Annotated in this window: 15 protein-coding genes; 8 read left to right on the top strand and 7 right to left on the bottom strand. The window is 58.0% G+C overall.

What is annotated here, in order from left to right; genetic code table 11:
- Positions 1-147 precede the first annotated feature (147 nt).
- On the top strand, positions 148-726 hold the full coding sequence (locus JJQ76_RS03425) for a hypothetical protein (protein WP_210395257.1): 579 nt from the start codon (positions 148-150) through the stop codon (positions 724-726).
- A 61-nt stretch (positions 727-787) separates the two neighbouring features.
- On the opposite strand, the gene JJQ76_RS03420 is transcribed toward JJQ76_RS03425, so the two are convergent.
- From JJQ76_RS03420 to JJQ76_RS03410, 3 genes are read right to left on the bottom strand one after another with little or no spacing between them, the layout of a single operon-like run.
- Positions 788-4,549, bottom strand: coding sequence for a translocation/assembly module TamB domain-containing protein (locus tag JJQ76_RS03420; RefSeq protein ID WP_210395256.1), 3,762 nt, complete (start codon positions 4,547-4,549; stop codon positions 788-790).
- Positions 4,546-6,252 carry an autotransporter assembly complex protein TamA gene (locus JJQ76_RS03415; RefSeq protein ID WP_210395255.1) on the bottom strand — a complete coding sequence of 569 codons (1,707 nt, stop codon included), beginning with the start codon at positions 6,250-6,252 and terminating at the stop codon, positions 4,546-4,548. The genes JJQ76_RS03420 and JJQ76_RS03415 overlap by 4 nt, the downstream gene beginning before the upstream one ends.
- Positions 6,253-6,298: 46 nt before the next feature.
- Entirely contained in the window at positions 6,299-7,477 is a 1,179-nt protein-coding gene (locus JJQ76_RS03410; protein WP_210395254.1) for a patatin-like phospholipase family protein, read from the bottom strand.
- 139 nt (positions 7,478-7,616) lie between these two features.
- Between JJQ76_RS03410 and JJQ76_RS03405 the strand changes: the two genes are divergently transcribed.
- From JJQ76_RS03405 to JJQ76_RS03375, 7 genes are all read left to right on the top strand, one after another.
- Complete coding sequence (locus tag JJQ76_RS03405; RefSeq protein ID WP_210395253.1) at positions 7,617-8,873, top strand: paraquat-inducible protein A; 1,257 nt, start codon at positions 7,617-7,619, stop codon at positions 8,871-8,873.
- Complete coding sequence (locus tag JJQ76_RS03400) at positions 8,854-10,485, top strand: PqiB family protein (protein ID WP_210395252.1); 1,632 nt, start codon at positions 8,854-8,856, stop codon at positions 10,483-10,485. Before JJQ76_RS03405 ends, JJQ76_RS03400 begins: the two co-directional genes overlap by 20 nt.
- Positions 10,485-11,075, top strand: a complete 591-nt coding sequence (locus JJQ76_RS03395) for a PqiC family protein (RefSeq protein ID WP_210395251.1) — start codon at positions 10,485-10,487, stop codon at positions 11,073-11,075. The genes JJQ76_RS03400 and JJQ76_RS03395 overlap by 1 nt, the downstream gene beginning before the upstream one ends.
- On the top strand, positions 11,072-11,533 hold the full coding sequence (locus JJQ76_RS18100) for an LEA/WHy family protein (RefSeq protein ID WP_210395250.1): 462 nt from the start codon (positions 11,072-11,074) through the stop codon (positions 11,531-11,533). Before JJQ76_RS03395 ends, JJQ76_RS18100 begins: the two co-directional genes overlap by 4 nt.
- Before the next feature lie 68 nt (positions 11,534-11,601).
- Positions 11,602-11,778 carry a hypothetical protein gene (locus JJQ76_RS03385; RefSeq protein WP_210395249.1) on the top strand — a complete coding sequence of 59 codons (177 nt, stop codon included), beginning with the start codon at positions 11,602-11,604 and terminating at the stop codon, positions 11,776-11,778.
- 122 nt (positions 11,779-11,900) lie between these two features.
- The gene (locus tag JJQ76_RS03380) at positions 11,901-13,142 is read left to right on the top strand and encodes a GGDEF domain-containing protein (protein ID WP_210395248.1); all 1,242 of its coding nucleotides are present in this window, start codon (positions 11,901-11,903) and stop codon (positions 13,140-13,142) included.
- A 24-nt stretch (positions 13,143-13,166) separates the two neighbouring features.
- Positions 13,167-14,846, top strand: a complete 1,680-nt coding sequence (locus JJQ76_RS03375; RefSeq protein WP_210395247.1) for an ATP-binding protein — start codon at positions 13,167-13,169, stop codon at positions 14,844-14,846.
- Here JJQ76_RS03375 and JJQ76_RS03370 read toward each other — a convergent pair.
- From JJQ76_RS03370 to rne, 4 genes are all read right to left on the bottom strand, one after another.
- Complete coding sequence (locus tag JJQ76_RS03370; RefSeq protein WP_210395246.1) at positions 14,843-18,142, bottom strand: mechanosensitive ion channel domain-containing protein; 3,300 nt, start codon at positions 18,140-18,142, stop codon at positions 14,843-14,845. The two genes, JJQ76_RS03375 and JJQ76_RS03370, sit on opposite strands and share 4 nt — an antisense overlap.
- 63 nt (positions 18,143-18,205) lie before the next feature.
- On the bottom strand, positions 18,206-18,811 hold the full coding sequence (locus tag JJQ76_RS03365; protein WP_210395245.1) for a CBS domain-containing protein: 606 nt from the start codon (positions 18,809-18,811) through the stop codon (positions 18,206-18,208).
- A 50-nt stretch (positions 18,812-18,861) separates the two neighbouring features.
- Entirely contained in the window at positions 18,862-21,330 is a 2,469-nt protein-coding gene (locus JJQ76_RS03360; protein ID WP_246480032.1) for an acyl-CoA dehydrogenase, read from the bottom strand.
- A 141-nt stretch (positions 21,331-21,471) separates the two neighbouring features.
- Positions 21,472-24,396: a ribonuclease E gene (rne, locus tag JJQ76_RS03355; RefSeq protein ID WP_210395244.1), complete on the bottom strand. Its 2,925-nt coding sequence runs from the start codon at positions 24,394-24,396 to the stop codon at positions 21,472-21,474.
- Positions 24,397-24,732 lie beyond the last annotated feature (336 nt).

Below are 24,732 nucleotides of genomic sequence, written 5' to 3'. Positions count from 1 at the left end.
CAGTGTATTGATTTCCGTCAGAGTATCGTAGGTAAAGCGTTGCCATAATGCCATCCATCTCCTAGCCTGAAGCAAGGAACGATTCCGGCTTTTATCGGTGCTCCCCGTGTTGTTGCGAGTGCCTCAGACCAATGTGAAGGGAAACCTATGACCCCTGAAGAAGCGTTTCAGAAGTTAGATGCAGCGATCCGTCCACAATTTCCGGGGATCACCTTTAGTCCTTCGGGTATCTGTAGCCGCGTATTGCAAGTGCCGTTCAAGGATAAGTCCGGGCTCAGTTATACCCTGACCCTGTTCGTAGAGGTTGCTATGGCACCGACGACCGGGGTTGCCACCGGCGTGGTGATATCTCACCCCCCCAAGCACCAGTGGCAAAGCACCCCGGATGAGATTGCTAATGGCGGTGAAAGCCTCAAGGCGCTATTTGACCTTATCGGCGAGCTGGGTAAGGAGTATCTGACCCGTGAGCGCCAGACCCTGAAGGTACTCAACAACCGCGATCTTGGTGAGCAACTGGCGCGGCTTTGCCACACCAACGGTGATAAAGAGGTTGAGGCCACCAGCGATCGCTTTACCCTCAAGAAAGGTACGGTGCAGGTGAAACTGCAAATCACTGAAAACCAGTCACCTTCGCCGCTGGCGTCGGTATCGCTCAACGTCGATGGGGTGGATAACAAGACCTTGATGAGCGCACTGAGGGTGTTGCTGCAATACAACACTGCCTGATACATGCCTGCGTAACTGAGCGCCCGGCCGATACGATATCTGCCGGGCGTTTTCAGACCAGCTAGCGCTCAATGGTATAGATCAGGTCCGCGGCGCTGTTATAAGTGCCGGTCTCGCTTTCGAAGTTCCACTTGTCGCTCAACTTGTAGCGCATGAAAAAGGTGGTGGTCGGTTCTATCAGCCCAACCCCATAGCGAACGTACATCTTTGGTGACAGATATTTGCCGACATAGAATGAGGCGTTGTCCGCGTCGTCGCTGGACAGTCCCATCTCGTCCACCGGCAGTACTTTGGTTATCCGTTCCCCGAGTTTGTTGCCACCGGATACACCCATGGCCATGGCCGCACGGAGGGCAAGAGCCTGTTCGTCCACTTCGCTGTTGCCGGGTGCGCGCCCCAGAAGAAGGTAAGAAAGTAGCTCCGGGTCGGGCATGGCTGGATTGGAAAACAGGTTGAATTGGCTTTCTTGCAAGGAGCCGCTTATTTCGGCGCCAACAATGACGTCCTCAACCTTTCGCGAGATTCTGATATCCAATCCCGGATTGTCCACTGGGCCGCCGCTATAGATAAAACGGCCGCGGTCAATGTTGAGTTCCTGACCGTAAAGTCGGTACTGGCCGCCACGTACCTGCACCGAACCGGATGCCCGGGCACCGCGAAGATTGTCGTCTTCGAGCAGTAGCCCTCCTTGCAGCAGAGTCTCGAATCCTGCCCCCTTGAACTGCACGTCGTCGCCGAGTTGCAGCCGTATGCGGCTGTGGTAATCCCTTGCCAGCAGGTCATCCTCGCTTTCACCAACGAACACCACGTCGCTGCTGGGTTGGATCTTACCGCTCAGATCCGGTGGTGTCAGTCGTGCCTTGGGAACGAGTACTTCACCCTCGATACCCAGCGCCTGCGGTGAAAGGGTGAGGTCCAGCTGCGGAGTGACATAAACCTCGGCTTCTGGAATGGCCACGGCCAGAAAATCATTGCCCTCGATTCGGAGAGAAAGGTCTCCGGTCTGCGCTGACAGCGCACCGCCAAGACGCAGGTGGCCGTCCCCTGAATAGGCTTCGCCGGATATCAGCAGTTGGTCACTGGTGCTGGGGTCATCATTGAGGGCGAGCCGCATCCGCTCTACCTGAATGCCGGTAGCGGGGAGGGTAAACGCTGCGTCGTCGAGGATTACCTTGCCGTTGATACCGGGGCGGAGCGGGTCACCCCGGAGCTTCAGCCGCGCGTGCAACTGCCCCCTGGGGGAGCGAATCTCGGGTAACAGCAGCGGCAGCAGTTGGAAGTCACTGATCGCTGCGGTGGCGGTGGCATCCAACAGGGGTTGATCCATAGGGTTGTCCAGCGTACCTTGCATCGCGATCTCGCCACCAAGTTCCGAAGCCTTGGCGTCGATTTGCCAGCGGATGCGGCGCTCGTCCCCGGTTGCCTGTGCGGCTAAGTGCTCGATCGGCAACCATAGCTCGGGAGTTATCTCTACTTCACCCGAGGTTACTTCCGCCTGCGTATTCAGACCGGTTAACCGACCCTGTTCAAGCTCTCCGCTGGCGCGCAGTTCAAGCTCGCCGCGGACGCCGAGGGGGAGCTGCTCGCCCAGCAGAGTTGCCAGCGGAAGGTGCAGCAAGCTGAAGTTCCCGTTGAGGTTGCCAGTGTAATCACCGCCGCCAGCCACGCATAACTGGGCAGGCTGCTGGCTAAGGCAGAGCTCATCGAGTTTGAATCGCTCGGTCGAGAGCATCAGTGAACCGCGGTGCTTGGATTCAAGCTGCCAGTTACCGAGTTCTGCAGTGGCTATGGTCAGTGCCCGTGGCTGGGCGTTCCAGTCGGCGGAGCTCCAGTTACCATCCAAGTGCAATGCGAGGTTCAGCGGTGCGCCGTCCAGAGCGAGAGTGATGCGGTGGCGGTCAAGGCTGCCGTCCAGGTTGAGCGAGAGTTGCAACCATTGATAGTCGCCTGTACTCGGCGCCGTTAGCGTCAAGGATGCTTGGTTGTGGGCGCCGGGTGTGAGGTTTAGCTGCAGTTCGGCGTTGACCTGTTCGGTGGCATATTGTCCATAACGGAGCGATGTGGCGTTGAGCTCGGCGGTAACCTCCGGCTGGGCTAACGGGCCGCCCAATCGTCCGGCCGCCCTGAGAGTGCCACTGAGATCAAAGGGCAGCGGCGGAATGGGGTTGGCAGTGAGTTGCCAGCCCAGCTCCCACCGCTCATTCAGGCTGCCGGAGAGGTCGAATCTTGCACTATCGGCGATAGTCAGGGACAAGCCGTCACTGTGCAATGACCCGTCCCGCCAGCCCAGTTCGCCGACAAGCTCAACCGGTTGGCCCCGCAAGATACCGCTCAATCTGGCAGTCGATAGCTGTATTTGTAGCGACTCATCGCGAAGTTTGCCGCTGGCAAGGCTGTCTGCGCTCAGCTCTCCCGGCCATCCGCTAACCCAGAATTCCGGATTGACACCTGCTGCCGTGATCTGACCGTGCCAGCTTATCCCATTCATCCATGCCAGCGTGCCTTGATAGCTGATGGCACCCTCCGGTGTGTTCAGTTGCAGCGCCAAAGCGTTCAATTCGCTTTGGTTGCCGGTGGCAGATGTGCGAATGGTTGTGGCGGGCCAGTACTCACCCGGGTCGAGGTTGGCGTTCAGGGTCAGGCTGTAGTGGTTAACGGTTCCGTCCAGGGTAAAGTGACCATCGCTAGAGCTGACCAGAGGCATGGTGAGCGGATAACGAAGCCGTTGCCAGTTGCCGGTGAGGTCGAATGCGACGGGATCGCTAAGCTGCAGCTGACCTTTGGCTGCCAGCTGTATCTTGTGCTCGGACAGCGTCAGCGTGCTCTGTTTAAGCCTCAGGTGTTCGGCGTCAACACCGAGTTCAACCGCCAGAGCCAGTCGCCCTAATTCAGGATGTTGAGTGAGCAGATTGATTGTGGCATCGGCAGTCTTAGCGCTGCCCGAGGCGTTGAACTGCAGATTGATTGGTTCTGCTAGCAATGGCTGCAGCGGGGCAGGCAGCGCCGTCAGGTCGACTCTTTGGCTGAGTACCTGCCCGAGCTCGGGGCTATCCAGGCGCAGCTGCGGCAGCTTCAGCGCGAGTTGCCACGGCAGGGAGGGGGCGAGCGGTCGCAGGGTTGCGTTCAGCTCCACTGTGGTCGGTAGCGTGAGCTGCTGGGTGATCTGCAGTTCGGTCGCAGACCCTTGAAGGCGGCCCTGACCCTCCAGCGAAGGCTGCTCCGGAAGGGTCAGACGCCAATTGGTCTCCAGCCGCAGCGGGTAGTCGCCACTGAGTCGCGCGGAACCCTGCGCGCTGAGCTGCCCCCATGGGTGATCGATGGCTAGAGACTGCAGAGTCAGCCGGCTCAGTAGCAGTGAGCCACTGGCGACAATCTGATTCGCTTCAAACCTTCCGCTGGCATGTTCCAGCGACGGCTCATCTAATTGCAATTGGTCGATGTTGAGCGCGAGTGGCAGGTTTATCCGCGGTAGCACCACGACCCCCGGTGGGGACCGTGACGTGTCAGGTGGAGGGGTGAGCCGCAAGTGCGGTCGGGAGGCGGCTATCCGCTCCAGATCCAGGCTGCCGTGCAGCAGGGCCCAGGGATTCCAGCGCAACATCAACCGGTCTGCAGTGAAAGTGAAGTCGGCGTGCTGGATCTGCACCCGGTCGAGTGTCAGCGTATTCAGCAGTGATCCCTGACTGTTACCCAGGGTGATGATTCCCGGCAGCTGCATCAGCAGCCAGCGACTACCCTGGGCGCTGCTGAGCCAACCCAGTGTGATCGCCAGCGTCAGCAGCAGGGTGGCGATAACCAGCAGTGTGCGGCGCAGCCAGATCATAGGTCAGGACCAATAGAGAAGTGGAGACGCCAGGGGGTGTTCGGCAAGTCCAGCGCCCAGCCGATATCGATGCGCACCGGGCCGATGGGTGACAGCCATCGGATACCGCCGCCGACACCGGTGCTGAGGCTGTCTTCAAGAGAATTGATGGCGCTTCCGTGATCGGCAAATATGGCCAGACGCCACTCCTCCAGCAGACGGTAGTCAATCTCTGCGCTGACCACGATTAATCCCTGACCGCCTTCGATGTTGCCCTCTTCGCTCAGAGGGGCAAGGGTTTTATAGCGGTATCCGCGGACGCTGTTGTCACCGCCGGCAAAGAAGCGTTTGGAGGCCGGCAGCGCATCGCGATCATCGATTACTGTGCCGCCCAGTTCGGTGCGCCCCAGCAGACGCCAGTTATCTCCAAGCGCATAGATCCCTTTGGCCTCTATGCGCCCTTGAACAAAAGATGTGTCCGAGTACCACAGGTCGCTTGAGCCCAGTGTTTCGATGGTCAGGCGGTATCCTCGCCGGACATTTAAACGGTTGTCAGCGTGGGTTCTGGACCAACTTGCACGCGGAAAAATAAAGCGGCTCTTTTGCGGTTGTTCATCGATGGTAAAGCTTTCCCGCTCCAGATCCAGGCCCAGAATCTGTATCCAGTCGCCCTGAAGGCGTTGCCATGAGATCCCCGTGGCCCAGGTTTCCGAATCCACCGGGTCCGAGTGTTCGTTCTGATAGGCGGTACGCAGGCTGTACTGTTCGGATTCGGGACGTTTGCCGGGAATGCGGTATTGGGCCACGATATCGGAACGTACGGGGGATAGTTGGGCCTGGGTGTCAAAAGAGTGGCCCGAGGCATTGACCCAACGTCGGGTTACACCGGCGGTGAGGCGAGTGCGCGTATCGGTATCGTAGCCGATACCGGTGCGGTAGCGTGTGCGTTTGCGCATCTCCAGTTCAACCTGGATCGGAACTACGCCGTCGCGGCGCTGCTGCCACAAAGGACGGACTTCAACGCGCTGAAAATAATCCGTATTGTTCAGGCGAGCCTGCAGTTGGAGCAGTTCTCGGGTCAGTACCGGCTGGCGTGCTTTGATCCGGACAAAGCGTTGTATGAACTCCGGTTCCAACGGGGTTTCGGAGAAGCGAACATCACCATAGCGGTAGCGGATGCCGGTGTTGTAGTGGAGGACCACGGTCGCTGCGAGGTTTTCCCTGTCAACCAGAATTTTTTGCTGAACCCACTGGGCATCATAGTACCCGCGTTCGGCAGCCAGATTCTGCAGCCGACTTTTGAGGGCCTGGTACTGTTCGTGAATCAGCGGTTCAGCGACAGAAATTCCCGGCGCTAACTCCAGCGCACGAAAGGCTGCGTCCTCTGCGCCATCACCTGTAACCCTGAGATCAATGTGGGCGATCTTCACTTGCGGCCCCGGGGTGATGTGATAGCGGGCCCGCCAGCCCTCTGCAGATTGCTGCAGCGAGGAATCGATCTCAACCTGATAGTAGCCGTAGGGCTCCAGGGCCTGACGGACTTCCCGTTCTGAACGACGATGGAGGTACTGTACCCGGGCATCGCTCAGGTCGGTACCGCTCATTTGACTGATGGTCAGGTAGGCGCTGACATTACGCGACAGTTCGCCGTCAACTCCCGTGATCACCACCTCTAGTGGTGTGGCAAACGCGGTCCGTGCTAACAGCAGTGTTGCTACTAGCACAACGCGCAAACACAACCTGGTTGCTATGTACCAGGCGGGGCGATCGTCAGGCGTAAGCGTCGTCTCGCTGGCAGTTGTGCAGTTGGAAAAAATGCTCAATGGTGGATCGTTCCCACATGGTGTCCTTGTAGCCGAGGTCGATCAGGGCGCCGCAAAAAGCGGGTGCAAAAAGCAGATAACTCGCGGCGGTCGCACCGCCGCCCTTGGCGGTGGCACCTACGGTTCGCAGAGCCAGACGCAGGCTGCTGGACAGATACCTGATTTTGCGGCCGGCGATTTTGTCAACCGCCTCGGAGGGCGAGATGATCATGCTCTCTACCGGGCGCAACTGCAATCCGCTGGCATCACGAAGCTTGTCCGGTATTAGTGCCAGAAGCTCGTTGATTCGTTCCATATGTTCGATATCACCTTCCAGGGCGTCGATAAAGGCGCTGCTGAAAAGCTGCCCCATAATTTGCGCCATTGACGGAGAGTGGCGCAACGGTTGCCGGCGGACCCATTGCTCCGGGTTGCGGTTACTGCTGACACCAATGATAAACAAGCGGTTGGCGCCCAGATGAAGCGCCGGGCTGATAGGGGCTGTCTGGCGAAGCGCGCCGTCGCCAAAATACTCGCGGTTAAGTTTTACTGCCGGGAAGATGGTGGGTATCGCAGAGGATGCCATCAGATGTTCCAGCGTCAGTGCTACCGGGGTACCTATGCGACGATGGCGTTGCCAGCCGCGAATCCCGGGTGCTGCTTGAAAGAAGCTGACCGACTGGCCGGTAGTGTAGCCCGTGGCGGTGATTGACACTGCTTCGAGGTCACCGGCGGCGATACAATCATCTATCCCTTCAAACCTGATGCAGTCATGCAGCAGTTGGCGCAGGGGACTGTTGTCCAGCAGTGATAGCGGACGGTTGCGGCCGACCCCCTCATTGAGCAGCGAAAAACCGAGCCGCGACAGGCTTTTGATCAACGCGGCGGCCGAGGTTTTGTAGATCAGGTCTGGCATCAGTGAGCGCCAGAGATTCTCCAGTTGCAGTACCGACTCGCGCAGTGTGCCGGGATGCGAAGCGATATACAGGGCGTTGATGGCGCCGGCAGAGGTACCACAGATTATCGGAAACGGATTATGGGCGGAGCCAGGCAATATTTCGGTAAGGGCTTTGAGCACGCCGACCTGATAGGCCGCGCGGGCACCCCCACCGGACAGAATCAGCGCGTTCTTGTTGCCATTCGACATTCGCCGTTACCTCGTGCTTAGACCACTGTGGAAGCGCGCACTCTGTTCAAACGAGCTAAGCTAAAAGACGCCTTTGTTAACAGTTAGTTGATTACAGTCTAAGCATGGACGGCAAGCTTCAATAGGGCAATAGCAACTCGTGCGAATCAGAACAACAGCAACTCCGGGGGTGATCGCCGCCAAACGCAATCTGGTCGAGTGTGCCCATTGCGGTGCATTCAACCGGCTGCCCCCGGGTGACCGCCCCGGGAGGCTGTTTTGCTATCGTTGTGATCATCGTTTGCATCGGCATCGCCCGCAATGGTCGCAGCACGCACTTGTTTGCGTCGTCACCGGTCTGATCCTGTTCCTGCTCAGTAATACCCAGCCCTTCATCTCTCTGGAGATGGCGGATCAGGTTCTGTCCACCACTTTGCTGTCGGGCGTGCAGGCGTTGTTAAGTCGCGAAGAGGTGTTCCTGGCCGGCCTGCTGTTGCTCTCTATCTTCCTGTTGCCATTGATGCAACTGCTTACCCTGCTGTACCTGCTGTTATCGCGGCTGCAGGCGCGGGCGATGCCCGCCAGCCGCTACGGGCTGGCACTGCTGCTCCGTTTTGAGCGCTGGAACATGCTAGAGGTGTTCCTGCTCGGTGTGCTGGTCACCATCGTCAAGCTTTCCGATGTGGCACAGGTGGTGCCCGGAGCGGGGCTTTACAGTTTCTTGGCGGTGGTGCTGCTACTCAATGCGGCCGGGGTTCTGATCAATCGACGCCAGCTTTGGCAGCAGATCGACGGTAATGACTACTTTGTCCTCGCCGGCAATGTCGAACTTTCCGGTTGCAGCGTTTGCAACGCGCTTGTTGATCAACGCCTGCGCTATTGTCCCCGTTGCCACAGCCGGATCGCTCGCCGTCAACTACACAGCTTGCAGCGTACCTGGGGCTTTTTGGCGGCAGCCATTGTGCTCTACATCCCGGCCAATACCTTGCCGATGATGTACACCACCTCGTTTGGCGCCACCCGGTCCGATACCATATTGTCAGGTGCACATCATCTGCTGGTCACCGGCCAGTGGCCGATTGCGCTTATCGTATTCGTGGCCAGCATTCTGGTTCCGATTGGCAAAATCGTGGTGCTGCTCTATCTGCTGGTACGTGCTCATCGGCCCACACCGGTGAGACTGATGCACAGATTGCGGCTTTACCGGGTCACCGAATTCGTTGGTCGTTGGTCTATGGTGGATGTATACGTCGTTATTCTGATGATGGCGTTGGTGCAGTTTGGTGTGATCGCAAACATTGAGCCTGGTGGAGCGGCGCTGTCTTTTGGTTGCGTGGTGGTGTTGACCATGCTGGCGGCGGAATCCTTTGATCCGCGATTGCTATGGGAAGGGGTGGATGAAACAGCAAGCGGTTAACGACGCGACTGTGCATCGGGAGCGGGGGATATCGCCGGTGTGGCTGGTACCGCTGGTCGCCGTGCTGGTGGCAGCGTGGCTGGGATTACAATCCTGGCGGGAACGCGGTGTTGAGGTGGTCATCAACTTTGAAAGCGCGGCCGGTATCGAAGTCAACAAAACCGAACTGCGGTTCAAGGATGTGCGTGTGGGTGTCGTGCGTCGGGTACAGTTGAGCAGTGATCTCAGTAAGGTGCAGGTGACCGCAGAGGTGGTTCCTGAAATTGCCGATAGATTGTCGGCCAATTCAGCGTTCTGGGTGGTATCTCCCAAGATATCGGCCAGTGGTATCACCGGTCTTAATACACTGATTTCCGGGGTGTATATTGGAGTGGATCCCGGTGAGCCGGGGGAAACGCTGGATCAGTTCTCCGGCAGCCTGACGCCGGTTCGCATCGACTCCGACAGTGCCGGCAGTCGCTATCAACTTCGGGCTAACAGTCTCGGTTCGCTGAATATAGGGTCGCCTGTGTATTATCGCGAAGTGCCGGTTGGCGAGGTGCTTGATTACGAACTGCAGGCGGATGGGAGCAGTGTGGTTATTGATCTCTTTGTGCGCGAGCCATTTAACCGCCATGTGCATCGAGAAAGTCGGTTCTGGAACGTCAGTGGCTTCGGGGTTGATATATCTGATCGCGGGGTGCGGGCGCACATGAGCTCGCTCACTTCACTGGTGGCTGGTGGTATCGCCTTTGATACGCCCGAGGATGAACGCGATCCGGTGGCTGCGACTGAGGGTCAGAGCTTTATTCTCTATCCGGATCGCCAGGCGGTAAACGACGGGGTGTATACGCTCAAGTACTTTTACAAGCTAAATTTCAACGGTTCGGTACGCGGTCTCAACGTTGGGTCGCCGGTGGAGTTTCGCGGCATACCGGTGGGCGAGGTTGTATCGATCCGGTTTGCAGAAAGTGAAGGTGAGAGGATCGATATTCAGGTCGTTGTCGCTTTTGAACCACAGCGTCTGCATGGCGATAGTTTAATGAACTATCAGGATTTTTCGGATAGATTACAGCGGCTTGTCGAGCGCGGTTTGAAAGCCCAACTCAAAGCCGGCAACTTGCTGACCGGCGCGTTGTTTGTCGATCTCGTCTTTGAGCCCGAGGATCCCGGACTTGTCGTGGTCCAGCAGGGCGACTACCCGCTATTGCCAACGGCAGAAGCACCGTTGGATCAGGTGTCCCGCCAGTTCACCCAACTGCTGTCCAAGTTAAACCAGATCCCGCTGGAGCAGATCGGAAGTGATTTGGGCAGCAGTCTCTCCAGTTTGAGAGTCTTGTTGCAGGAACTGGAGCAACAGGAATTTGCCGGTGAATTGAGTGCAGTAGTGACCAATCTCAACCGCAGCAGTGGCCAACTGGATGTAACTCTTGAGCAGGCCGAGCGGACCTTTGCCCAGTTGCAACAAACACTCGGGAACCTTGATGAGACGGTCGCGCGCGATGCGCCGATCATCTACGACGTTCAGCAGATGATTCGGGAGGTCACTCAGGCTTCACGCTCTATTCGCCAGTTGACCGATCAGCTCAATAGAAGACCCAATGCACTGATCTTCGGAAAGGAGGAGCGCTGATGTCGCGGCACTATGTGGTACTGGCACTGGCAGTCTGGTGGCTTACCGGTTGTGCTGCGGCGCCCCCTGCGAGCTATTACCAGTTGCTGGTGGAGGGCAGCATGGATGCTGCGCCGCAAAGTCTACGGCTCGATCCTCGTGCTGCCGTCGGGCTATGGCCGGTTACCTTACCCGACGCGCTGGACCGCCCGGATGTTGTGAGCTTTTCCGGTACTACCGCGCTGATTTCGGGCCGCCACCAGTGGGCCGGTAGCTTAAGCGATAACATCGGACGCCAGTTGGCCCTCGGCCTGCAGCGCCGCACCGGCGAAGTGGTGTGGCGATATCCCTGGGATGAGGGCGCGCGCCCGCAGCGCCAACTGCGCATTCGGATCCTGTACTTTGGCGGTGCTCTGGGTGGTCCGGTACGACTGCGTGCGCAGTGGGTGCTGGCTTCACGCGATTCTACCGTTGACCCGCGTGCCGGCGAGATCAACCTGACCCAACCAGTGGCTGAAGCTCCGGCAAGCCACGAAGGCTATGTAGGGGCACTTTCCCGGCTGGTCGATCAGCTTGCGGAAACGCTTGCTGCCGAGATGCAATTACCGTGAAGGCTTGGATCAGGTTGCTGCCTTTTTGGCTGCTGTTGAGCGGCTGTGCGGCGCTCCAGCCACCGGAACCACCCCGTGTGTCGATCCAGCAGGTCCGCTGGGCGCCGCTTGAGGGCTCACCGAGGTTCGAATTTGCTCTCGAAGTGCTTAACCCCAATGGGCGTGAGCTCGCATTGGATGGCGTGGTTTATACCTTGTTCATTGACGATGTAGAACTGCTGCAGGGAGCAACTAGCCAACTGCCGGTTATTGCAGCTTACAGCAGTGAGGTCATAACCCTGAGCGCCAGTCCCAACCTTATCAACGGGTTGCGCTTGCTTGGGCGTCTCGCCATGGCGCAGCGTCAATCTGTTCCTTACCGGCTTGAAGCGCGGATCGATCCGGCCGGTTGGTTACCGGCTCAGACGGTGGTGGAATCAGGGGACTTGCCCCTTTTGTCTAATCCGGCCAAGGAATAAGGGATTTTCGCATAGGGCGCATTTTTATCCCGTGGTACAGTGGCATCTCGTTGCATAAGGAAATGCTCATGTTTCGTGGTGTCCGAGTGCGTCATTTGATGCACCCCTTTGGCAGGTTGCGCTGGCTCAGCCGGTTTTTGGCGCTGTCAGATGTCGCCCAACTGACCTGGCTGTTGCTGCTGGTTGTGGCGCTCAATACGCTGTTGCTCAGTGCGGCAGGAACCGTCATCTGGTTAGCCCCCTAGCGTCTGCCGTGGTTTGATTGATCTGGATCATGCTCCGGTTCTATCTGTTGATAGAACGAAGGGAGGCTTCGGCTATTCTTACCCGACAGGTTTATCAGTAGTCGGTGATTTAAGGGTTGTGGATGGCGTTAGACAGGCAGTTTGATCACCAGAGTTCCAGTCGTCTTATCAGCGTGCTCCACCGCACGGCGTTGACGGCGGTATGCGTTGTGATCATTGTGGCTGGTCTTGGGATCTACGCAACCTTCAGCAAGTTTGTTGTTCGTGCAGCCGAAACCGATGCCGAGCGGGTTTCCCAGGCCTTTATGGCGCTGGAACAGCAGCATATTGTTCATCCTCGCCATGACGGTGTTGAACAGTTATCGGTATCTTCCGCCGAGGTTGACCACCTCGATACCAGCCTGGCGCTCTTGGTCCGCCCATTCAATATCGTCAAGGTCAAGATCTTCGCCGCCGACGGCTTGATCGTATACAGCACCGAGCATGCCCTTATCGGGCAGCGTGATGGCGATAATGCAGATTTGCAGCGAGCCCTGCGGGGTTACAGTGTATCGGCACTGCAAAATAAAGATGCGGTGTTTGATCTAAATTCCGAGCAACGTTTTGATGTCGATGTGGTTGAAAGCTACGTCCCGGTCAGAAACGCGCGTCACGAAGTACTGGGCGCTTTTGAGGTCTACCAGGATGTAACCCAGTACCGGGCAGAGGTGTTTAAAGGCGTGGTGACCTCCTTGACGGTGCTGGTGCTGATTCTGGTGGCAGTGTTCTCCAGCGCCTATCTGGTGTTGCGGGTGGCACTTAATCGCTTGTCCGAAAGCCAGCAGGAGCTGCACCGCTTGGCAACTCGTGACGGGCTCACGGGGATGCTGAATCGACGTGAAGTGATGCGCCGTGCGCAGGAGGAGATCGCACGCTACCGTCGAGAAAGGCTGCAAGATCATGGCCATTCCTTCGTTAGCCTGCTCATGATCGACGTCGATCACTTCAAGCGGATCAATGACCTCCACGGCCATCAGGCCGGGGACTCGGTGTTGATTAAGGTGGCCCAACTGATTCGCAACCAGCTGAGGGAGTACAATGAGGTTGGGCGTTACGGTGGCGAGGAGTTTTTGGTGCTGATGCCAGGAACCGGTCCCGGTCAGGCACTTAAAGTGGCCGAGCGGATTCGTCAACAAGTGGCTGACTACCGCTTTGAGCACCAGAGGGAGCGCTTTATCGTAACGTTGAGCCTCGGTGTGGCGACAGTGATAGGCGATGAAGAGCTGGAACAGGTAGTCCGCCGCGCCGATCAAAGCCTCTATGCCGCCAAGGAGCGCGGGCGTAACCGGGTCGAAACCGTCGATACCGAGCTTTCTGGCGACTGATCAGATTTACCAGGGAAGGCAATAATGGAAAAGGATGAGGAGTATGCCGCTGTGCCTCGGCGGCTGAGTCGGTTTACCTGGCAGCTGATGTTTTACTGGTCGATAGCAATATTGGCCTCGTTCCTCTGGAACTACTCACTCTCCCTCGAACAAGCAGAAGCGCTGGCGCGCACCAACGCGCGCACCGCGGTGGAAAAGGATATTCTGTATCGCCGTTGGGTGGCCGGTCTTGGCGGCGTCTACGCCCGTGTCAGCGAACAGCTGCGCCCCAACCCCTATCTGGAGCTGCTTGGCATAGCCGATGCACAGATTACCACTGATAGGGGCGTCGAGCTGGCGTTGGTTAATCCGGCTTACATGACACGCCAGGTGCATGAGCTGGGGCGCGACAGCAGTCCGCTCAAAGGGCATTTAACCAGCTTGCGCCCGATCCGCCCCGAAAACGGCCCCGACCCCTGGGAGGCGCTGGCATTGCAACGCTTTGCGCACGGAGAGCGGGAGTTTGGTGAGGTGGTAATGATGGAGCGCCAGCCGTTTTACCGCTATATGCAAGCGCTTGAGGTTACCAAGGCCTGCCTGCGCTGCCATGAACATCAGGGCTACCAGTTGGGGGATGTGCGCGGCGGTTTGTCGGTCACCTTTCCCTTGGCTGATATTGAAGAGATTACGACCGCGACGCTGAACAAGATCAGTTCGGCTCATCTGGCTATCTGGTTGTTGGGCATTGGATTCATTGGCTGGGGGCGACGCCAGCTGGTGCGGCAGGAACGCGATCTGCTCGGTGCCAATGATACATTGCGGGCGGAAGTAGCTCGCCGAATTAATGCGGAAACTCTGCTTACTCGAGAGCGTGACGATCAGCAGGCGCTGGCGGAGCGGCTGAAATCGGCCCAGTCGCAGTTGGTACAGTCAGAGAAACTAGCCGTTATTGGTCAGCTCGCCGCGGGTATTGCCCACGAGATTAACAACCCTACTGGCTATGTACTGTCAAACCTGAAAAGTCTGAGCCGCTACTTTGCCCAACTGGAGCAGATGCTGGAGTGCTACGCCCATGCTGAGAAGGGTTTGCCGGAATCGGTGCGTGATCAGGTTATCGCGCTGAAGCAGCATCTGGATCTTCAGTTTCTACGCCAGGACTGTGACGCCCTTATCAGCGAAAGCCAGGAGGGCATGGGTCGGATTAAAAAAATTGTGGCTGATCTGAAGGATTTTTCCCGCTCCAATCCTGAGCAAGCGCAATGGCAGTATGAAGATCTGCACAGCGGGTTAGACAGCACGCTCAATCTGGTGGCTAACGAACTCAAGTACAAGGCTGAAGTGGTTCGGGATTACACAGAGTTGCCCAGGGTCGAATGTGATATGGGTAAACTAAATCAGGTGTTTATGAACTTGCTGGTTAATGCTGGTCAGGCGATCACTGAAAAGGGGGTGATCACGGTCAGCACTCGCATACTGGCGCCTGGTTGGGTGGAGGTGGCCGTGTGCGACAGCGGAGAAGGGATCAGTCGGGACCGGGTGGAGCGGGTGTTCGACCCGTTCTATACCACCAAGCCGGTCGGCAAGGGGACCGGCTTGGGGTTGTCTATCGCCAAGTCGATAATCGATGCTCATCACGGGGTGATTGACGTGGAGAGCGAGCCGGGTTGCGGCACCTGTTTTCGCATCAAGCTGCCGGTGGTCCACACCGGCGACGGCACGGATTAGTTGCGTTTGAGGTGCACATCCAACTGCGGGAAGGCGATCTCAATCTGATGCTCGCGGAACAGACTGTTGATGCGTTCATTCAGCGCATGGCGAACCGGGAACCGGTAGCTGAGATCGTTGACGAACACACGCAGTTCGAAGTCGAGCGAACTGGCGCCAAAGGCGACAAAATACGCTTCCGGTTTGGGTGAACTCAGGACTTGGGGAACGGTTTCGGCCGCCTCCAACAGTAGCCGAGTGACCAGTTTGTTATCACTGCCGTAGGCTACCCCAACGCTTATGATCTGCCGGGTGATGGCGTCGGACAGCGACCAGTTTACCAGTTGCTCGGTGATGAACGCCTTGTTGGGCACGATGATCTCTTTGCGATCCCAGTCAACAATGGTGGTGGCGCGAATCTTGATCTTGGTGACGGTGCCGGAAAGCTCGTTGATAGTGACGGTATCACCGATACGAATCGGTTTTTCAAATAGGAGAATCAAGCCGGAGACAAAATTGGCGAAGATCTCCTGGAGGCCAAAACCGAGACCAACCCCCAGTGCCGCGACCAGCCATTGCAGTTTGGACCACTCGAATCCGAGTAGGTCGAAGCTAAAGAGGGTGCCTGTCGTTACCAGCAGATATTTCAGTAGAGTAGTCAGGGCGTACCCGGTGCCGGGAGCCAGTTGCAGATGCTGAAGAATCAGTATCTCCATCACCCCTGGCAAGTTGCGCACGGCAATCAGGGTCAGGCCGATCATGGCGATGGAGAACAGGATCTCCTTGAGTGTGACAGGTTGCGTTGCTTCGCCGTTCTCTCCGAGTACGCCGGACTCCCAGATGGTGATCTGGTCGAGGAAATTCAGGGCCCTGAATACTTCCGCCCAGAGCACGCCAACCAGAGTGGCGGCGCCGATAATAACCACGGTACGCAGCAGCACCTTTGAGTGTTCGCTGACGGTGCGTAGGTCAATCAGGTTTTCCTCCAGAATTTCTGCAGGTCGTTCGTCCTCACCCGGCTGCGCTTTGGCGCGTTGGGCTTGTTGTTCAGCACGCCGGACCTTGGCTCTGTTGAAGGCCATCCGACGCTCGGCGATCAGTAACCAGCGAATCCCCAGCGCGTAAACGATCAAACCGCCAGCGATGAGGAGCAGTGTCTGTTGCAGCGTAAGCAACAGCTTTATGCCGGTGAAAAAGTAACCGTATGCCGCCAGCAGTGCACACCCCAGAGGAAGGGCAGGAAGCAGTACCTTCAGTACCTGTTCCAGCGCGGTGGAGTGGCTCTGGTCATGAGCCGATGGCGCCAAGTGGAGCCTGTTAATAATTACCCCGTAGAGATAGGCGGTAGCGATACACAATAGAATGAAAGCCGCGCGCCCAATGCCGTTATTGAGGTGAGTGTTGTCGTGATCTTCACCGATAGCGATCAATATGAGCAGGGGAACCGCAACCCAGAAGGGGGCGCGGATATGGCGGCGCAAGGTGTCAAAGTCGATCTGATTCCAGCCGAAGTGCTGACGTAACAGGCCCTGTGGGGCCGCTGCCAGGTACCACCAGCGATAGATGTAGAGTAACAACGCCGTCCACCCGAGCCCCTGACCAATGCCGTTGGCGAGAGATAGCGGTTCAACGCTATCAATCAGTCGTCCGCTGCCATACAGAAACAGGGGGAGCGGCAAGGCATAAAGGGTTATGGCTGCCGCCAGATGAAGGGTGGTACCGAAATGGTCGGTTGTAACATTCCCCAGAGTGGCGAGATGCCGTTGCGCCAGAGCCGGGAGCCGCTGCTGTCCGATTCGGTGAAGTCCTGCGGTTAATGCAAGCAGGAGCAGGGCCGACAACACCCGATCACTGTGCGTTCCCAGAGCATCCAACAGCAGCCCGGGCTCAATCCGGTTCAACAGCCACTTCAGGTTGCCTGACACCTGCATGATCCAGTGGCTGCCCACCGGCAAGGTGTTGGGCAGCCACAGCAGGTGTTCGGTGATCTGACCACGCAGCTTGTCGATGGATTGATTGAGTTGGCCGGCGGCTTGATCTAGTCGCGCTAACTCACTGATATAGCTGTTGTAGTTCTGAATCAGTCGGCTGGTCAGGTCCTGTTGTGATTCCAGAATCGGCAGCAGTTCTCTGGTCCCATTCTTCGTCGCGCTGTGACCAGTTTGGTTTTCATATTGCAGTACATAGTCGTCGGGGATGCTCAGTAACGAGGCCTGCTGTTCTATCCGGTAAGCGCCCAGTTGTGCCTGATCCAGCTGCTTCTTAATCGCACGCTGATTGAACCGCGCCGGTAGCCTGGAGAGCTTCGCCCGTAAGCTTGCCCCCGCTGTGGTGGTCGAATGGGTGGCATTGAGTTGGTCGCTGACCTCTTTTTGCAAGGCGTCAACGGCACGTTGACGGCCGAGCAGATCGACCTGTTGTGCGCTGGTGGCGGTAATGGCGGCGGAAAGGCGCTTAAGTTCGCTTGAATACTCCTCGGTTTGGTTGAGCGCATATCGAATCAGAGGGGTAGTCGTAGGTGCGGGGTCGCGCTGGCGGCTCTGTTCAATCAGCTGTTCAGTTTGTTGTTGCCGACGTTCTGCAATCGCCTGCTGCAACTGTTCTGTTCGTTGCTGAACGGCGCTGATACGGTGTTTGACCAGTTGCTGTTCCGCTTGCGCCAACTCTCGGCGGTTGGCACTGCTCAGCTGCTCAAGTTCCAACATCTTGATCCGAGTGCTGAGCTCCTCCTGATGGGTGTTAGCGAGCATACGCTGGGCATCCGCCTGTTCTCCGCCGCCGTTCTGGCTCAGATTGGCCGTGGTGAGCGAGGATAAGCGGTTCCTTGCCTGGGTCAGCTGTTCCGGGAGTAGTTGTTGGCGCGTGTCTATGGCTGCTACTTCGCGTGCGAGCGCGTCCAGGTCGCTTTCAAGCTCAACCAGGCGGGTGCTGTTGAGTGCTTGCTGCTGTTGCAGATCGGCTAGCGTCGAGTTCTCCTTTGGCTGCGTCTGATCGCGCTCCGATCCTTTGATCAGTTGTCGTTGAAGCTGCTGCAGTCGTTGAGGATATCGCTCTATTACCTGGCTGTAGAGCGCTGACTGTTCGCGATTGGAACGGATGTTGTTCAAACGCCGCAAGATATCGTTGTAGGTTTCTTTCAACAACGATGCGTCGGCATCCTGGCGTGCTTCAAGCTGCTGCAGCCGCTCCTCAATACGCTCAGTCTGCGGCAGGGGGGCAACGTTCTCGGCACCGGTAGCATGCCCACTGAGGATGCCCAGCAGCATAACGACGGCAGTTATGACAACCGAACAGGCGAGGTTTCGACGACCCGTCATGGTGCAGGTTTCCTTAAACGAAGAGATTGGTTGCAGTATAGGAGTGGCTAGGAGGACTGCGGGTCAAACCCAAAGGTGGAGCGCGGGAGACTGTGCCAGCAGGTTAAGAATGTCCGAGCGACTGATGATCCCGATCAGGCGGTCCCGACTGTTACTTATGGGCACGGCGTTAACGTTGAAGGCGACCATCATCGACACAATACGGCGGCAGTCGGTCCGCTCCTGTGCAGTAATCAGTTCCGGCCACATGATGTTGCGCACAACCACTCCCTTGACGAAGCGAATCTGGTCGCCGGAGAACACCACAAATTTCAGCAGTGATGCCCAAGTGAGCATGCCTATGGGGGTCAGGTCGTCATTGAGTACCGGCATCTGTGCCACGTTGCGTGCCGCCATCTCCTGCCACGCCTGTCGAATGCTGGCGCTATGGCGGATCGTCGCAACGGGCGATTTCATCAGGTCGGCGGCGGGTAGCCGGGTTTCTCCGGGCGTGTGAGCCTGTACTTGCTGGTAGGTGCGCAGATGGCCGAATCCGCCGCTGGCAAACTGGTTGACGGATTGCATGCGATAGGGCTGAAACGCGTTGCGGTTGCTGTCCGGGCGGCTGGCAAGCAGCTGCTCCAAGGTGCCGTTGAAGGTTTTCCCCTCTGGTTGATAGACACTGAACATCCACACTCTCCTGTGCCATTTTACCCTTGGACCGTCAGCCTGGTGATCTGTTACCTGTTGCGGGCGGTTTCCTTGTAACGAGCGTTTTGCCGGGCGATGCCTGCAGGCTTGTCGCCCGGAGGGTAGTGATCGACAGAGATCGCTTGGTGCACCAGCATCAGCATCGTCTGCAGCGCCTTGGCTTCGTTGTCACCAATAACACCCTGGCGACGCGCTTGTTCCACCAACGCGTCGATTACCGGCCCTTTGGGCAGGCGGCTATCGCGCTGGGCTTGCCGTAGCCGTTCCAGCGCGTCGGAGGCGTCCGTTTTGGCTCTGGCTGCGGATAGAACTCTGCCCAGCGGATCAGACGGATCGTTATTCATATATGCACCTTCAGCGAGATGTTGCCTGAGCTGAGGGTCGTCCAGAAGTTGTGCTGCTAGCCGGTGGCTTAATGCGTCGGATGGCGGTTTAAGGCGGCATCCGAGGGGGTAGATCCAATGCTTGAGGAGTCGTCCGGCAAGGGGGTGGGGAAAGTTGTCCAGAGCGCCTGTCAACGCCAGTTGAAACTGAAAAAGGCAGTGATCCATTGCCCAGCAAAAGATCGCTTGTTGTGCCGGCGGGAAGCCTTGGTCACGGAACTGCTTCAGCAGACAGGAACCCAGATAAAGGGTGCTTAGGCAGTCGCCTAGACGCGCGGAGATCGATTCACGAGTTTTCAGCTGCCCGCCCAGCATTAGCAGCGCACAATCGGCAACCAGCACGAACGAAGCGCTGGCGTGTTCCAGCTGCTGCTGGTAACGAACCACTGTGCGGTTGTCCGTGCACGGGCTGGCCAGGCGCGGAGTGATGCCAAGCAGAAGGGCCCGCGCGGCCGCCTGAAGGTTGCGCCGGATGTGACCGCACAGAGCCCGGTCCAGAGCTTCCGCCGCTTGATTGGGGCACTCCATGTGCACCGCTTCCATCTCTTTAAGCAGGTAGGGGTGGCAGCGAATAGCGCCCTGGCCGAATATCATCATGCTCCGGGTAAGGATGTTGGCGCCTTCGACTGTGATGCTGATGGGGATGGTGTTGTAGATGCGGGCCAGATAATTGCGTGGACCTTCCATGATGGCGCGGCCACCATGAACATCCATGGCGTGGTTGACCACGCGTCGCATGGACTCAGTGTTGTGGTACTTGAGAATTGCCGAGGGCACCGACGGTTGTTCCCCCTGATCGACCAGCGTGACGGTGAAGGTGCGCGCAGCCTCCATCAGATAGGTAAGCCCGGCGATCGGTGCCAGGGCGTCGGCAACGCCCTCAAACTTGCCGATAGGGGTGTTGAACTGTTCTCGCAGCTGGGCGTAGCTGCCACAGGTAATGCAAGCGAGTTTACCGGCACCGGTGCTTAATGCCGGGAGTGATACCGAGCGCCCTATGGACAGGCAGTTCATCAGCATGGACCAGCCCTGGCCGATGTAAGCCTGACCGCCAATCACCTGACTCATCGGGATGAACACATCTTTGCCCTGCGTAGGGCCGTTCATAAACGCGGCATTCATAGGGCGGTGGCGATCGCCGCTGGTAACGCCTTTGGTTGCGGCAGGCACCATGGCGCAGGTGATACCCAAATCCTGTGTTTCTCCAAGCAACTGGTCGGGATCATAAGCCTTGAACGCGAGACCGATCAGCGTCGCGACCGGCGCCAGAGTGATATAGCGTTTGTCCCAGTTGAGCCTGAAGCCGAGGGTCTTTTTACCTTTCCATTGGCCGTAGCAGACGACACCGTGATCAACGATGGCGCCGGCGTCCGAACCTGCTACCGGTGAGGTAAGTGCGAAGCAGGGTATTTCGGTGCCTTTGGCCAACCGCGGCAGGTAATAGCGCCGTTGTTCTTCGGTGCCGTAGCGATGCAGCAGCTCGGCTGGTCCGAGAGAGTTAGGCACCATGACGGTAACCGCGGTGGAGACGCTCCGAGTGGACAGCTTCATCACCACTTGAGAGTGGGCCAGTGTCGAGAAACCGAGCCCGCCATAGGCCTGCGGTATCACCATCCCGAAAAAGCGCTCACGCTTGAGAAAACGCCATACCTTGGGCGGCAGATCCTGCTGCTCGGTTATTTTCCAGTCGTCGACCATCTGGCACAGCGTTTCTACGGGGCCGTCAATAAAGGCGCGTTCATGTTCGGAAAGGGTCGGCGCGGGGTAGGCAAAGAGCTGTTTCCAGTCCGGCTTCGGTTGGAACAGTTCACCATCCCAGCTGACAGTGCCGGCATCGATGGCGGCCTGCTCCGTCGCAGAGATCTCGGGTATGGCGTGGCGAAAGGGGGCAAGTAACGGCTTGACGATCAAGCGTTGTCGCCAGCGGTCATGATTGAGCGCTAGCAACAGCGTTAGCGCGGGTATACCCATCAGCGCGAGGTCAAAGCGGGTAGTTTGGAGCAGTTGACTCGCTATCAGCAACCCCAGCACGATCAATAGCGACCAGCTGTTGCGCCCGGCGCCTCGATAAGCCAGAACCAAAGCAATCAGTAACATGGCCAGAGTTAAGATCATGAGCCCCCCAGTGAAAGATGGCGGCGATTTATCGTTGATCTGAGTGTAGACCAGTCCGTTGATATATCAGGGCTTATAAAAAACGTGGCCAACAAAAAAGGGCACCCAGAGGTGCCCTTTACCGCTTACGTTCAACGCGACTTAGGAGGTCTTGGATGTCTCCTCAGAGGTCGCTTCAGCTGCCACTGGCTCAGCAGGGGTAGCTTCGGTTGGGTCTGCTGCCGCTTCGCCTTTCTCGGTCGCTTGCGCCGCTGCCGTTGCTTCAGGTTTGCTTTCAGTCCCGCTGTCGGGGGCTGTGGGATCCGCCTGCTGCTCAGTCGGCGCCTCGATCTGTTGCACAGTCGCTTCTGCCTCGGTGGCTGCTACGTCAGACTGTTTCGCCGAATCGCTATTTGCGGTTTCGGTTTCAGGGCGCTGCTCTTTGGCCGAGGCCTTTGCGGCCCGCTGTTGCCGACGACGCTCACGCGGGTCGTTGGGAGCACGGCGGCGAGTCCGCTTTGCCGGCGCTGTGGTGTCATCGCTAGGCACCTGGTCCTGCTCTGCATTGGCCTCTGCTTGACCGGTCGAAGCCTCCTCGATTGACACATCCTCGGCATTCTCGGCCGGAGTCGTTTGCACTTCAGCCGTTGGTGCCGCCTGCTCGGACCCGGTTACTTCCGGTTGCTCGGCAGAGGATGAGGCGTTCTCATGCGCCACGGTTTCGGCGACTGTCCCAGCTACCGCCGCGATCGCAGTGACATCGGCCGCCAGCGAACTCTCCGGGCTGTCGCTTTCCGGGCTGGACTGTTCCTGTTGAGCGGCTTTGGCTGCTTCTTCAGCCTCCTGCTCCGCGGTCAGCTTGGCCCGAACCTCAGCACGGTCACCGCGTTCACCGGTACGTCGGCCGGCGCGGTCACGACGCCGTTTGCCGCCGCGTGAACGACTCTGTTTGCGTTCCTCGGCGCTAAATTGCTCCGTGTTGTCGGGCTCGACAGCGTCAGCGGTTACCGTTTCGGTGGTTGGCTCGTTGGTCGCTGTTTCATCGCGGCCTTCGTTGCGATTACGCCCACCGCGGCTGCGGCGAGAGCGACGGCGGCGTTCGCGGTTATCTCCTTCGTCGCTCTTGTTGCTTTCTTCGGTACGGGCAGGACGTTCGCTGACCGCCTGGTCCGTGTTGTCGTCGTCAGCTTTATCCGAGCGGTTACGGTTACGCCCACCTTCACCGCGGCGGCGGCGATTGCGACGCTCACCGCGCTCGCCCCGGTCGCTGTCATTGCGACGAGGCTGGCGCTTTGGCTTCTCTTCGCTCTTGGGAGCCGGTTTTTCTTCCGTCTTTTCCTGCGCGCTTTCGGCACCACCGAACATCGCCGCGATGGCAGAGAACAGGCGGCGGCTCAGCCCCACCTGGGCGCTGTTTTGTACCGCTGTCGGGGCCGGAGTTGCACTTTCGGTCGGCTTCAGTTCGCTGGATGCCGGAGCCGGTTTGGTCGGGGTGATGCTTTTGACGGCAGCTTCCTGCCGGCGGATCGGGGCAGCGGGGGTCAATTGCTCGACTGCTTCTTCCAGCGGTGCTTCCGGCGCCAGATCGTAGCTGACGTCGATAGACTTCAGGTCTTCGTGGTCGTCACGCAGGCGAGTTACTTCGTACTGCGGGGTCTCCATGTGGGGGTTGGGAACCACGATGACATGAACCCCGTGACGATGCTCGATTTCGGCAATGTTGCGGCGTTTTTCGTTGAGTAGGAAGGTGGCAACATTGACCGGGACCAGGGCGCGGATCTGCGCGGTACGATCTTTGGCGGCCTCTTCCTCCATCAAACGCAGGATCGACAGGGCTGAGGAGCCGACGTCGCGAATGGTGCCCTGGCCGTTACAGCGTGGGCAGACGATGCCGCTGGTTTCACCCAGTGACGGGCGCAGGCGCTGGCGAGACATCTCCAGCAGTCCAAACCGCGAAATACGGCCCAGCTGGACCCGGGCCCGGTCGACCTTGAGCGCGTCGCGCATGCGGTTTTCAACTTCTCGCTGGTTGCGCACCGGGGTCATGTCGATAAAGTCGATCACGATCAAACCGCCGATGTCGCGCAGGCGCAGTTGACGGGCGATCTCATCGGCCGCTTCCAGATTGGTCTGCAGCGCGGTTTCCTCGATGTCGCCACCCTTGGTGGCGCGGGCCGAGTTGATGTCGATAGAGACCAGCGCCTCGGTCGGATCAATTACGATGGAACCGCCGGAGGGCAGGCGGACTTCACGCTGGAAGGCAGTTTCGATCTGAGATTCTATCTGGAAACGGTTAAACAGCGGGGTGTCATCGGTGTAGAGCTTGATCTTGCTCTCGTAGCTCGGCATCACATGCTGGATGAAACTCAGCGCTTCCTGATGCACGCTGGGGTTGTCGATCAGCACCTCGCCGATATCCTGACGCAGGTAGTCACGGATTGCACGAATGATGACGTTGCTTTCCTGATAAACCAGGAAGGGGGCTTTTTTCTTGGCCGAGGCTTCTTTGATGCTGGTCCAGATCTGCAGCAGGTAGTCGAGGTCCCATTGCAGCTCTTCCGGGCTGCGACCGATGCCGGCCGTACGGACGATAACACCGGTGCCGTCAGGAATGGTGACCTGATTAAGGGCGTCACGTAGCTGGTTGCGCTCGTCGCCTTCGATGCGACGGGAGATGCCGCCCGCACGGGGGTTATTGGGCATCAGTACCAGATAACGACCGGCCAGGCTGATAAAGGTAGTCAGCGCCGCGCCTTTGTTGCCGCGCTCCTCTTTATCGACCTGTACGATGATCTCCTGACCTTCCTTGATCGCATCGCGGATGCTGGGACGGCCACGGGTTTCGCCGGCGGCGAAGTATTCACGTGAGATCTCTTTCAGCGGCAGGAAGCCGTGCCGGTCGGCGCCGAAGTCAACGAAGGCCGCCTCAAGGCTGGGCTCCACGCGGGTGATCTTGCCCACGTAGATGTTGGCTTTTTTCTGCTCCCGGGCTCCGGATTCGATATCCAGATCATAAAGTCGCTGGCCATCGACCAGAGCAACCCGCAACTCTTCGGGCTGAGTTGCGTTAATAAGCATTCTTTTCATGGGTGGTTATTCAACTCTTTCTTTGAATAAACGCACCTCCATGAATCAACGGGGTGGTAAAGAATCGATATCTTTATGCGTGCAGTCAGTCTTTCCCGGCTTTGTCAGCGTTTAGTCAATCACTACGGTTTGCACCGTGTTGGTGTCTCTTCGGGTAACCTCTCGGTGAAGGAAACGTCAACCATCTCGGATAAGTCTCGGCGTTTGCGGACTAGTCTTTCATACTGCTCAACCCCTGTCGGGCTGGCGTGTAATCCTTGGGTTGTCGTGCGTCTCCACCTGAACACCAGGCATAAATCAATTCGTCATCGCGTTGCTTCAGGAAGCGCGACAAAA

The organism is Motiliproteus sediminis (genome assembly GCF_017912535.1).
Classification (GTDB): domain Bacteria; phylum Pseudomonadota; class Gammaproteobacteria; order Pseudomonadales; family Balneatricaceae; genus Motiliproteus; species Motiliproteus sediminis.
The sequence above is the reverse complement of the archived record's forward strand: the minus strand, read 5'-3'. Positions and strand labels throughout refer to the sequence as shown.